The organism is Pseudoalteromonas sp. SG43-6, from assembly GCF_014164365.1.
In the GTDB taxonomy this organism is placed as follows: domain Bacteria; phylum Pseudomonadota; class Gammaproteobacteria; order Enterobacterales; family Alteromonadaceae; genus Pseudoalteromonas; species Pseudoalteromonas rhizosphaerae.
Window position 1 is genome coordinate 19,684 of sequence record NZ_JACJEZ010000030.1, and the last position, 13,024, is coordinate 32,707.

General features: G+C 40.9%; 10 protein-coding genes. 9 read left to right on the forward strand and 1 reads right to left on the reverse strand.

Annotated features, from left to right (window positions below):
- Positions 1-147: 147 nt before the first annotated feature.
- Genes pheS through ihfA form a run of 3 tightly spaced genes read left to right on the forward strand, consistent with a single transcriptional unit; the run spans position 148 to position 3,827 of the window.
- Positions 148-1,128, forward strand: a complete 981-nt coding sequence (gene pheS / locus H5201_RS13710; RefSeq protein WP_145241591.1) for a phenylalanine--tRNA ligase subunit alpha — start codon at positions 148-150, stop codon at positions 1,126-1,128.
- Positions 1,129-1,143: 15 nt separating this feature from the next.
- Positions 1,144-3,531, forward strand: coding sequence for a phenylalanine--tRNA ligase subunit beta (gene pheT, locus H5201_RS13715; RefSeq protein ID WP_182717934.1), 2,388 nt, complete (start codon positions 1,144-1,146; stop codon positions 3,529-3,531).
- A 2-nt stretch (positions 3,532-3,533) separates the two neighbouring features.
- Positions 3,534-3,827 carry an integration host factor subunit alpha gene (gene ihfA / locus H5201_RS13720; RefSeq protein ID WP_016707763.1) on the forward strand — a complete coding sequence of 98 codons (294 nt, stop codon included), beginning with the start codon at positions 3,534-3,536 and terminating at the stop codon, positions 3,825-3,827.
- Between the two features lie 58 nt (positions 3,828-3,885).
- Here ihfA and H5201_RS13725 read toward each other — a convergent pair whose 3' ends face one another.
- Positions 3,886-4,686 carry a DUF2989 domain-containing protein gene (locus H5201_RS13725; RefSeq protein WP_182740011.1) on the reverse strand — a complete coding sequence of 267 codons (801 nt, stop codon included), beginning with the start codon at positions 4,684-4,686 and terminating at the stop codon, positions 3,886-3,888.
- 176 nt (positions 4,687-4,862) lie between these two features.
- Between H5201_RS13725 and H5201_RS13730 the strand changes: the two genes are divergently transcribed.
- The 6 genes from H5201_RS13730 (at position 4,863) to H5201_RS13755 (ending at position 12,985) form a co-directional block, all read left to right on the forward strand.
- The gene (locus H5201_RS13730; RefSeq protein ID WP_145241596.1) at positions 4,863-6,305 is read left to right on the forward strand and encodes a glyceraldehyde-3-phosphate dehydrogenase; all 1,443 of its coding nucleotides are present in this window, start codon (positions 4,863-4,865) and stop codon (positions 6,303-6,305) included.
- Between the two features lie 209 nt (positions 6,306-6,514).
- Entirely contained in the window at positions 6,515-7,645 is a 1,131-nt protein-coding gene (locus tag H5201_RS13735) for a carboxypeptidase family protein (protein ID WP_149982910.1), read from the forward strand.
- 369 nt (positions 7,646-8,014) lie between these two features.
- The gene (locus tag H5201_RS13740) at positions 8,015-9,520 is read left to right on the forward strand and encodes a sodium:alanine symporter family protein (RefSeq protein ID WP_182717936.1); all 1,506 of its coding nucleotides are present in this window, start codon (positions 8,015-8,017) and stop codon (positions 9,518-9,520) included.
- A 181-nt stretch (positions 9,521-9,701) separates the two neighbouring features.
- Positions 9,702-10,028, forward strand: coding sequence for a hypothetical protein (locus H5201_RS13745; RefSeq protein ID WP_149982912.1), 327 nt, complete (start codon positions 9,702-9,704; stop codon positions 10,026-10,028).
- Position 10,029: 1 nt separating this feature from the next.
- Positions 10,030-10,311 carry a YeaC family protein gene (locus tag H5201_RS13750; protein WP_016707757.1) on the forward strand — a complete coding sequence of 94 codons (282 nt, stop codon included), beginning with the start codon at positions 10,030-10,032 and terminating at the stop codon, positions 10,309-10,311.
- A complete protein-coding gene (locus tag H5201_RS13755; protein WP_182784859.1) occupies positions 10,301-12,985 on the forward strand; it encodes a DUF349 domain-containing protein in 2,685 nt (894 codons plus the stop codon). The genes H5201_RS13750 and H5201_RS13755 overlap by 11 nt, the downstream gene beginning before the upstream one ends.
- Positions 12,986-13,024 lie beyond the last annotated feature (39 nt).

The window sequence follows — 13,024 nt, forward strand, 5'->3', positions numbered from 1 at the left end:
CTCTACAAAATCGTCTAACTTCCCATTTTACTTAACCAGAATGGGAAAGAATTCAATAAGATTGGTATAAGGTCTGGAATCTAGCCATTGCTTTCAGTTATCATTAGCTATTACTTAAATCACCTTCTGTGACAGATCAGGTATCGAATGAACTTAGAAAATATATTAGCGCAAGCACTTGAGGCGGTCGCCAGTGCCAGTGAAATCGCGCAGCTTGAAGATATCAGGGTTAACTACCTTGGTAAAAAAGGCGAAATCACGAATCTATTAAAAACCCTTGGTAAAATTGCCCCTGAAGAACGCAAAGAAGCAGGCCAAGTAATTAACCAAGCTAAGCAAGATGTACAAGTTGCGATTAACGACAAGCGCGAATTATTAGCAAGCAAAGCCCTTGAAGAGAAATTAGCCGCTGAAACAATCGATGTAACATTACCCGGTCGTGTTATGCCAACAGGTGGTTTACACCCAGTGACGCGTACCATTGAGCGGATTGAGAGCTTTTTTGGCGAATTAGGTTTTGCGGTTAAATCTGGCCCAGAAGTAGAAGATGATTTTCATAACTTCGACGCGCTAAATATTCCTGAGCATCACCCAGCGCGTGCTGATCACGATACCTTTTACTTTAATCCAAAACTGGTGTTGCGTACGCAAACCAGTGGTGTGCAAATTCGCACCATGGAAGCTGAGCAACCGCCGCTGCGTATTATTTCTCCAGGGCGTGTATACCGTAACGATTACGACCAAACACATACGCCGATGTTCCATCAGGTTGAAGGGTTGATGGTTGATACTGATGTAAGCTTTACTGAGCTTAAAGGTATTTTGCACGATTTCTTGCGTAACTTTTTTGAAGAAGATATGGAAATTCGTTTTCGTCCTTCATTTTTCCCATTTACAGAGCCTTCAGCGGAAGTTGATGTGATGGGTAAAGACGGAAAATGGTTAGAAGTATTAGGTTGCGGAATGGTGCACCCTAACGTGCTTAAATCAGTGGGAATTGATCCAGAAAAATACACTGGTTTTGCCTTTGGTATGGGTGTAGAGCGTTTAACCATGCTGCGTTATGGTGTAAATGACTTACGTGCGTTTTTCGAAAACGATTTGAAATTCCTTAATCAGTTCCGTTAAGAGTGAAGAAATAACATGAAATTTAGTGAAAAGTGGTTAAGAGAGTGGGTTAATCCTGCAATTGACACGCAGGCTCTTTCGGAACAGTTATCGATGGCCGGCCTTGAGGTAGATGGTGTAGAGCCCGCTGCTGCAGAATTCTCTGGCGTTGTTGTCGGTGAAGTAGTTGAATGTGGTCAGCATCCTGATGCAGATAAACTACGTGTAACTAAAATCAATGTCGGTGGCGATGAGCTATTAGATATTGTATGTGGTGCGCCAAATTGCCGTTTAGGTATCAAAGTTGCAGTAGCTATGGTTGGCGCTGTATTACCGGGCGATTTTAAAATTAAAAAAGCCAAACTACGTGGTCAACCGTCTCACGGCATGCTGTGTGCATTCGTGGAGCTGGGTATTAGCGAAGAAGGCGACGGTATCATGGAGTTGCCACTTGATGCACCAGTGGGCACAGACTTACGTGAATACTTAAGCCTTGATGACAACATTATTGATGTTGATTTAACCCCGAATCGTGGTGACTGTTTAGGTATTAAAGGCATCGCTCGTGAAGTGGGCGTACTTAACAGTATTGATGTTAAAGCCCTAGAGATACCAGCGGTTGCAGCAACTATTGATGATAAAGTATCAATTGAACTAGTAAACGATGAAGCCTGCCCACGTTATTTAGGGCGTGTGATCAAAGGCATCAACCTTGACGCCACAACACCACTTTGGATGGTTGAGAAGCTTCGTCGTAGTGGCGTGCGCGCAATTGACCCTGTGGTTGATGTAACTAACTATGTGTTACTTGAACTTGGCCATCCAATGCATGCTTTTGATTTAAATGCGATTGAAGGCGGTATCAAAGTACGTAGCGCCCATGCTGGTGAAGAGCTGGTATTACTAGATGGTAATACTGCTAAGTTGAATGAATCTACCTTAGTAATAGCCGACCATAACAAAGCGCTGGCGATTGCCGGTATCTTTGGCGGTGAGCAATCAGGCGTTACCGAGCAAACAACGGATATTCTATTAGAAAGTGCGTTTTTTAATCCAGTTGCTATCGCAGGGCAAGCCCGTAGCTATGGTTTACACACAGATGCATCGCATCGTTATGAACGTGGTGTGGATTTTGCGCTGCAACATGATGCAATAGAACGTGCAACTGCGTTGTTACTTGAGATTGTAGGCGGTCAAGCAGGCCCTGTAGTTGAAGCTGTTGCAAAAGATAAGCTTCCTAAGGTCACTGAAGTGCGTCTTCGTCGTGCGCGTTTAGACCGTGTTATTGGTCATCATATTGAAGATGCGAAAGTAACCGACATTTTAACCCGTTTAGGGCTTGATGTGAAAATTGTCGATGGTGTGTGGAGTGCAGATGTACCAAGCTACCGTTTTGATATTCGTATCGAAGAAGATCTAATTGAAGAAGTTGCTCGCGTATATGGTTACAACAGTATTCCAAACGTAGCTCCGACTGCTAAATTAAAAATGACCACTCATAACGAAGCCAATATTGCAGTGAGCAAATTTCGCAATACGTTAGTGACTCGTGGTTATCAAGAAGCGATCACTTACAGCTTTGTTGATCCTAAAGCACAGGCTATTTTACACCCAGACAGTGACGCGCTTATTTTGCCACATCCAATTTCGATTGAAATGTCGGCAATGCGTGTGAGCCTTATGCCAGGTTTACTTGCATCAGTAATGTATAACCAAAACCGCCAGCAGCCACGTATTCGTTTATTTGAGCATGGCCTTAAATTTCTACGTGATGAAAACGCAGAGAATGGCGTAAACCAAGTTGCAGTTATCGGTGGTGCTATTACTGGTCTGGCACATGGTGAACATTGGGTTGAAGAAAAGCGCACCGTTGATTTTTATGACTTAAAAGGTGACGTTGAAGCATTACTTTCATTAACCAATGATATAACGCGTTTTGAAATCAAAGCAGAGCAATCAGATGGCTTACATCCGGGCCAATCTGCGGTGATTTATGTTGAAGGTAAAAAGGTCGGTTTCTTTGGTGCTATTCATCCTCAAGTACAAAAATCGTTAGATATCAATAATGCGACTTACGTGTTTGAAATTGAAATGACAGCCATTGAAAAAAGAAATTTACCAGAGGCTGTAGGGGTTTCGAAGTTCCCTTCAAACCGCCGCGACATCGCTATTTTAGTGGAAGATCAGGTGAAATCTGGCGACATTTTATCAGTGATAGAAAAAGTTGGCGGAAATCAATTGGTTGACCTAAACTTATTCGATGTGTATAAGGGCAAAGGTATTGAGCCAAATTATAAGAGTTTGGCGATTGCTCTAACACTGCAAGCGGTTGATAGAACACTCGAAGAGAAAGATATCAATCTAGTAGTTGATAACGTGGTGGCCGCACTGGCTGAACAGTTTAATGCATCGTTGAGGGACTAGATATGGCGCTTACTAAAGCCGACATAGCTGAACACCTATTTGAAAAATTGGGGATCAATAAAAAGGATGCCAAAGATTTAGTTGAAGCGTTTTTTGAAGAAATCCGCTCAGCGCTTGAAAAAGGCGAGCAGGTTAAGCTCTCTGGATTTGGTAACTTTGATCTTCGTGACAAGAAAGAAAGGCCTGGCCGTAACCCGAAAACTGGGGAAGATATCCCTATTTCGGCACGACGCGTCGTCACCTTTCGACCTGGTCAAAAGCTCAAAACTCGTGTTGAAGTTGGTACGAGCAAATAAATTAAAAAAGGCAGCGTCAGCTGCCTTTTTCTTTTCTATAAACTAAGTTTGAACGCGATTAAAAATCCCGTGGTGAAACAAACTGCCCAGCTTGAATACTGTCGTAGGTTTGCTGTGCGAGGGTATCTAATCCGCTGAGACTTTTTCCTGTTGCTGTTAGCTGTTGTTCAATTGGGAATATTTCAACATTGGTTATCCCAGAAAGCTGCGCAATTTTTGCAAAAGTATAGGCATGCTTATATTTTTCCTGCTTATAAAACAAACTGGTCAATGTGGTGAATATTTCGGGGTTTGGAGTTTGCTCAGCTTTGTTTAGCTCTAACGTTTTATACAGTAAGTCTATGGTCTTATCTTCATCAAACTTAATATAGTAGCTGGCTAAGAAAAACTGGATTTCAGCGTCCTCAGTGACACTAGGATCCTTTTCAAGCGCAAGTAATTTAGTCAGGGCTGATTGGTCATTATTGCGTGACCAGTGATAATACAACAACCCAGGGTGGTTAGTATTTTTGGTATCTTGAAATAACCGTGTCATTTCCTTGATACTGGTTAAATGCGCTTCAACGCGTGAGGTGGTTTTTTCTTTTAACTTGATATGCTCAATTTTTGCCGCCAGCGATACGCATCTATCGTATTTTTCAAAACCCTTTAATAATAAATATTTGTTATCGTCAGTCGGTTGTTTGTATTCATGGTAACGCGCCATGATCACATCAGCACGCTGTGCTTTACAGTGACTATCGGTATTTAAATCATTACATAAACCTGGGGTTTCTTTACACACCTTTGCAAGTGTCAACGGTTCTTCACACCCAGTTAATGCCAACAAACTCAGTAAAACACTTGCTCTTAGTAACATCCCTTAACCTCACCTTAATAATTACCTTGTTATTCTAGCGTAATGAATTGATCTCTAACAGTGGAGAATAAAGTTAGTTTAAATTAGAATAGCGAAGCCCACTGAGGCGTGTTGCTCTCAAAATTCAATACGTCTTATGGCTATCCGTTCAAAAATTGTTTAATTAGGTAAATAAAATGACCTCATCTCACGAGTTAGAATACACAAATAGTTGGCAAGAACGCCAAGATTACGCAGAAAGTATGCAACCTATCATTGGTAAGCTTTATCGTAATCGTGGTATTGAAATCGCGGTATATGGCCGTCCTCTCGTCAATGCCAGTACAATTGATATCATCAAATCTCACAAAACAGTGGCACAGTTTGAAGGTACTAAACTACGTTTACGCGAAAGCTTTCCGTTTTTAGAAGCTATTAGCAAAATGGATTTAAACTCTGCCCGTATCGATATTGGTAAACTGGCTTATGGTTATTTATTTAACGATGTTGCAAATGGTCGTTCTATCGAAGAGTATTTAAACGACGAGTTAGCTGAAATTGTAAACTCACAAGCCAAAGAGCCACGCGATGTAGTGTTATATGGTTTTGGTCGTATCGGTCGTTTACTAGCGCGTTTGTTAATTGAAAAATCAGGTCCTTATGCGGATTTACGCTTACGTGCAATCGTTGTTCGTGGTGGTAAAGACGGCGACCTTGAAAAGCGTGCTAGCCTATTACGTCGTGATTCAATTCATGGTCCTTTCAATGGTTCAATCACCATTGATAAAGAACGTAATGCAATAAAAGCCAATGGTAGCTACATTCAGGTGATCTATGCTAACTCTCCAGATGAAATTGACTACACAGCATATGGTATTGAAAACGCATTGATCGTCGATAATACGGGGATCTGGAAAGACGAAGCTGGCCTTGGCTTACATTTAAAATCAAAAGGCGCTGCAAAAGTACTATTAACAGCACCGGCGAAAGGCAATATCAAAAACATCGTATATGGTGTTAATAACCACGATATCAAACCGGAAGATAAAATTGTTTGTGCAGCAAGCTGTACTACCAACGCAATCACACCAACATTAAAAGCACTTAATGATAAGTTTGGTATTAACAATGGTCACGTTGAAACAGTTCACTCGTACACTAATGACCAAAATTTGATTGATAACTACCACAAAGCAGATCGTCGTGGCCGTGCCGCAGCACTTAATATGGTGATCACTGAGACTGGCGCAGCTAAAGCTGTTTCAAAAGCATTACCAGAACTTGAAGGCAAATTAACGGGTAACGCAATCCGTGTACCTACACCGAATGTGTCTCTGGCTATTTTGAACTTAAACCTTGCGACCAGCACCACGGTTGAGGAGTTAAACTCGTTCTTACGCCATGCTGCTCTGCATTCAGAGTTACGCGACCAAATTGATTACACGGCCTCTACTGAGATTGTGTCTACCGATTTAGTCGGCAGTCGTTATGCGGGTGTAGTTGATTCAACCGCCACTATCGTTGATGACAACCGTATTGTACTTTATGTTTGGTACGATAATGAGTTTGGTTACAGCTGCCAAGTTGTGCGTTGTATGCGCGATATGGCCGAGGTTTCATTCCCAAGCTTGCCACGTTAATTGGTAATAGCTTAAAAATCTTTACAAAAAGCCAGCATTCGCTGGCTTTTTTAGTCATGAATGTTTTTTCAAAACCCAAGCCATGTGGTAGGCTGTATCCAGTTTGCTACATTTTAATAACAATGCGTCCATTATAGTGAGGCGTTATTTAATTTCTAACTAACAAGCGATGAGTTAGCGATTAATTTTTCATATATAGGTTTAATAAAATGAAAATCACCAGTAATTTTGACAGTGGCAATATCAAGGTCATTGCCGCGACCGATCCACTTAATATTCAGCTTGAGATCAATAAAGATCATTTATCTGATTTTTTTCAGTGGTTCCATTTCCGTTTAGAAACAACACCTTTTCAAAGCCATAAATTACATATCAATAACCTTGAAAATTCAGCTTATCCTGACGGCTGGGAAGGTTATCAGGCAGTTGCATCATATGATCGCCAAACCTGGTTTCGTGTTCCTTCAAACTATGCTGATGGCACGTTATCATTTGAGATTGAGCCAGAATGTGGCTGTGTTTATTTTGCTTACTTTGCACCATATAGCTACGAGCGTCACTTAGATCTAATCACATGGGCACAAAGCCAAGAAGCCTGTCAGCTTGAAACCTTAGGTGAAACACTTGATGGCCGTGATATGAGCGTACTGCGCATTGGTGGCGAAAGTGATGAAAATAAGAAAACTATTTGGATAACAGCCCGTCAACATCCAGGCGAAACGATGGCCGAATGGTTTGTTGAAGGTGTATTACATAAGTTATTAGATGATGAAGATCCACATGCAGCAGCATTGTTATCAAAAGCGGTATTTTACATCGTACCGAACATGAACCCTGATGGCAGTGCTCGCGGGCATTTACGTACTAACGCAAAAGGAGTTAACTTAAATCGTGAATGGCAAACTCCCAGCATGGAAAATAGCCCAGAAGTATATTTAGTGCTAAATAAAATGCGTGAGACCGGTGTTGATATGCACCTTGATATTCACGGAGATGAAGCGATTCCATATAACTTTGTAGCCGGTAGTGAAGGTATCCCAAGCTATGATGCACGCTTAAAAGACTTAGAAGACAGTTTTAAAGCGGCATTGCACATAGTGACTCCTGAGTTTCAAGATGTCCACGGTTACCCGAAAGATGAGCCAGGTCAAGCCAATCTAACGGTGGGGTCATCAGCTGTTGCAGAAGAATTTAAAGCGCTTGCTTATACGGTTGAAATGCCATTTAAGGATAACGATGGTTTACCAGATCCTGATTATGGCTGGTCAGATCGCCGTTCATATCAATTTGGCCAAGACACCTTGGCTGCGATTGTTAACGTAGTAGATAAATTAAGATAACGCGTTTGTACTAAGGGCATCATTCATATCGATGCCCTTAGTTTTTTTAATCGCGATGAATGGCATTAGCGACGCTAATAAAGCGATGATATTTGTTTAATGTGTTACTTAAATCTTTTCCAAGCTCTGTTCGAGCCGTATATTTAAGTTACCTGCATAAAACCACGAAGGGTTAATTAAGTTTTACAAGTAGTTGTTTTGAAAAATAAGTGTTAACAAACTTAGATCGTTTAAGTTAATATTCAAAAAGTTGCAGGGGAGGTAGTAATGTTGTTACCTTATTTCCCATAGCCATATGTCGCGCATTCTGATTAGCTACAGCAGAGTATCGTAACTAGAAAATAATAAATATAACTATAGAGGATATCCATGGAAGCTTTTGTAAGCGCTGTTAATGATGTTGTTTGGAGTAATGCACTCATCTATTTATGCCTAGGCGCAGGCTTGTTCTATTCTGTATTAACCCGATTTGCTCAAGTTAGACATTTTAAAGAAATGTGCAAATTACTATTTAGCCCTAACACCTCAGATAAAGGGATCTCATCTTTTCAAGCATTGGCTGTGTCGTTATCTGGACGAGTAGGGGTTGGTAATATAGCCGGTGTAGCGGCAGCAATTGGCTTTGGTGGCCCTGGTGCTATTTTTTGGATGTGGATAGTGGCTTTTCTAGGGGCAAGTACCGCGTACGCCGAATCTACATTAGGGCAAATTTATAAAACAGAAGAAGATGGCCAATATCGCGGCGGCCCAGCATATTATTTTGATCGCTGTTTAGAACAAAAATGGCTGGCGATTTTATTTGCCGTGTCGGCAATTATTGCATGTGGTGTTTTTCTGCCGGGCGTGCAAGCCAATGCAGTTGGCAACGCGTTTACCCAAGTGTTTGGTGATGGCACTATGGTCTCAACGAGTTTTGGTGAAGTTGGTAGCTTTAAATTGGTTGCTTTGGCAATTATTCTTATTGTTTTAGCGTTTATTATCTTCGGTGGTATTAAGCGTATTGCTAACTTTACTCAAATTGTGGTGCCATTTATGGCGTTAGGCTACATAGTATTAGCTTTAATCGTGGTATTTTTAAATATCGATAAAGTACCTGATATCTTCTCTTTAATCATAACAGATGCGTTTACCGCACAGGCCGGTTTTGGTGCCGCTATTGGTTGGGGTGTAAAACGTGGTATTTATTCTAACGAAGCTGGTCAAGGTACCGGACCGCATGCAGCTGCAGCGGCTGAAGTTGATCACCCAGCCCAACAAGGTTTAGTGCAAGCTTTTTCTGTTTATGTTGATACTATTTTTGTTTGTACTGCGACAGCATTAATGATTTTAATTACCCAGCAATACAATGTAGTGGGTGAATTACCTGCAGGGCAATTTATTGTACAAAACGTTGATGCTGCAACTGAAGTTGGTTCAGCTGCTTTCACGCAAATGGCTTTATTCAGCGTGTTTGGTGGTTTTGGTGAAGCATTTGTTGGAATTGCATTGTTCTTCTTCGCTTTTACTACAATACTTGCTTATTATTATATTGCTGAAACCAATATCGCATATTTAAATCGTTATTTTAAAGGTACTATTCCGCTTGTGATGGTGAAATTTGTGATTATGTTTATGGTGTCATATGGCATGGTAAACAGCTCTGGTTATATCTGGAGTATTGGTGACATTGGTGTAGGTTTAATGGCTTGGATAAATATATTGGGCATTTTATCAATATTCTTTGTGGCTAGACCTGCGCTATTATGTTTGCGCGATTACGAAGATCAGAAGAAAAAAGGCGGGGATATCACATTTGACCCTGTTAAGTTAGGGATCAAAAACGCTACTTTTTGGGAAAAGCGTCTCGCAAAACAATCAAAAGACTCTCAGTTATAGGATTGAGTGGTGTAATCAGAGATGTTTTGGTTATTGTAAAAATTAGATACTCGTTGTTTTTCGGATCTCAGCTATTGGCTGCAATTGAAAAAAGACAACGACAAATAAAACACGTACAATAAAGGGCGCCGCAAGGCGCCTTTTTTATGCGTAGATTTTTATGCGAAGTATGGAGAAAGATATGGCAATTGTTCGTTGTCCTAGTTGTAATAAGTCAATATCCGATAAACACCAACAGTGCCCTCACTGTGAGAATAATGTAGCGCAGCTTGATGATGAACAACGTCAACAGCTAGCGCGCGAAAAACGCATTCAAAAACAACAAATGTTTATGAATCATTCTTTTTTTGCTTTACTGATATTTTTAGGTGGATTCTTTAGTTTATACTTTTTACATCCAGAACCTGAAACTCCATCGTGGTACGCATGCTCCGCAGCCATTGCAATCGGTTGTATTTGGTATTTAATAAACCGCGTTATTTTAGTGACTTTAAAAAAGAAAAAATGACATGAACATCGATAATCTCGTAAAAACAATTACCCCAGAATTATTCGAACGCCTCCAGTATGGTGCCGCAACAGGTAAGTGGCCTGATGGCACGGTACTCAGTGACGAGCAAAAGCAGCAGACAGTGCAATTAGTCATGCTTTACCAAGCAAAAGTAGCGCAAACAAATGAGCAATTCACCATCGGTTCTAATGGTGAAATGGTGCAAAAAACCAAAGCACAATTGCAAAAAGAATTTACCGCAGACAACGAAATAGCAAGGTTTAGTGAACATGATCTTTAAACACCTTTTTACCCCGAAGTGGAAGCACCCGAAGCAACAAGTACGTTTAGAGGCAATTGAAAAGCTAGATGTAGAGCGTGATGCGACGATTTTAAATGCATTAGCTCTGGAAGATAGTTCAGCAGAGATCCGTAAAAAAGCGCTTAATAAAGTCAATGATTTAGTGCTGTGGTGGCAGGCGTATAAACAAGATCAAAGTTTAAAAGAATTAGCAGAACAGCATATATCAAATGCCGTACTGAGTGATGAAAGTAACTTATCTAGCCACATTAAAAACGAATACATAGAGCGTTTTGCTCCGGTAAAAACGCTTGAAAAACTTGCATTTGCAGAAAAAGAACTGCAAGTAAGAGCGAAGCTATTAAAACGTTTGGCTAATCCTAAGTTAGTTGAAAAGGCGTTCAAAGAAGGTTCAAGCGAACTACAAGTGCACCTTGTTGAGCAAGTGATCACCCATCAATTAGTGAAAAGCTTAGTTAAGCATGCACATGATGAGGCAAAATTAACCCTTGAGACGCATATAGAAAATGAGCGTTTAGCAATTGAAATGCCATTAAAAGTACAAAATGATACTCGTGTTATTTTGGCAAAACTTAATGCATTACGTGAAAAACAAGACTATGCGCTTGTTACTCAACAATATGGTGAGTTAACCCAGCAATGGCAGGCACTTGATCTAACTTGGTTAAATCCAGAACAACGCGAGACGGTTGCAAATAAATACACCGTACTAACCGAAAAATTAAATGAGTTAGTTAGTCAATTACAAGCTGTGCATGAGCAACAACAACAACGGTTAGCTCAGCAGCAACGACAATTATTGGCGTTGGCAAATTTAGAAGCGTTAAGTGATGAAATTGAAAATGCGCTACAAGTTGGCTTAGAAACACCAGAGCAAATACAACAAGATTGGTTGGAAGCTAAAGTTGCACAAGCACAGGAAACACTGACACAAAGCGAACTGCAAGACGGCGGGCAAAAAAACCAAGTGACTGGCAGATTAACAAGTTTGTTTAAGCAAGTAGCTAAATTACCAGAGCTTAGTGAAGCGATCAGGGTTTTTAAAACTTCATTAAAAGAATTGAGCAGTATCAACACTGACGATATTGACCAAGCAAATTATGATGAGGCTAATCGCCAATTTAAGCAGACGTATAAAGCGGCGAATGCATCTTTAGCTCAGTTACCTAAGCCGTTACAAGGGCCTTTTAAAGCACAATTAAATGAGCAACAACAACGCTGGAATAAAGCTGTTGCACCTATTAGTGATACATTAACAAAAAATCAGCAACAAGCTACTCGCAAAGGACGCGATGTTCAGCGCCTTATTGAACAAGGCCGTTTTAATGTTGCATTTGGTGTGTTTAAAGGCTTTATTGAGCTGTATGAAACGTTAACTCCAGTTAGTCAGCAAAGTCTTGAAAAAGTCAAAGCAGATCTTGAGCAGCAGTTAGAAAATGCTCGTGATTGGCAAAAGTATGCGTCTGCCCCTAAGCGTGAAGAGCTACTAACTGAAATTACCAGTTTGCTCAATCAACCTTGCACAGATGCCAAGGCGCGTGCAAACGAAGTGAAAACATTACGCCGTCGTTGGAATGAGCTTGGACGTTTAGATACCGAGCAAGAGCAGGCGCAAGGTAAAGAGTTTGATGACAAGATAGAGCTATTATTTGCACCATGTCGTGAACATTTTGCGCAACTTGAACAACAGCGCGAAACGACGAAACTTGAACGCGAAGCGATTATCACTCAGATGAAATCATTGGCTGATACTGATACGACGAGCGATGAGTTTGATTGGAAAGAGTTTGAAAGCCAATACAATCGTATCAATAAAGTATGGCGTAATGCGGGTAATGTAGAGCCAAAAGTATACCGTGCTTTGCAAACACAATATAAAGCGCAGCAACAGCAAGTATTCAATGCGTTGAATGCGTTTCATAAAAGCAACGCGGCAGCAAAAAATGCACTCGTTGAACAAGCACAGCAATTATCAGTAAGTGAAGACTTAGCTGATGCTTGTCAGCAGCTCAAAGAGCTGCAACAGCAGTGGCAGGGAATAGGCTTTGCGGGTGTAAAAGCTGAAAATGCATTATGGCAAAAATTCCGTCAATACAACGATGTGACATTTGCTAAACGCAGTGAGGAGTTTGCTCAGCATAAACAGCAACAAGCCGCCGACAACGCAGTTATCGCAGCACAACTGAGTGAACTTGAAGACGCATTACCAGCGGTTAATCAAAAAGCGCAATTACTAGATTTACGCACTAAGCTAATTGTGCTTGAAGGGAGCAAAGAATTAAATAACCGCATGCAAAAGCTATTAGCTAACATTGATGGTAAATTAGCCGTGCTGACAGAACAAGCAGCACAGGCTGATTTTAGCGCTTTATTTAGTGCGCTTGAAAACCAGCAAGCAATACCTGCACAATGGCAAGGGTGTGCTGATACGCATTTAACCATTACGCAACTGATGTTAAGAATGGAAATTCTAGCTAATGTTGCCAGTCCTGAGGGAGCACCTCGTATGGCTGAGCAGGTTGCAATGCTTGACGATAAGCATCGCGGTGAACAAGCTGATCTACATTATTACTTAAAACAGTTATTGGCTCTGGCTCAAGGTTCAGTTGATGCTGACACACTAGGACGTTTAAAAGCGGTATTTAGCATTTAAATAATCTAGGGCGCCGCAGATTAAATAAAGCCGCCGTTG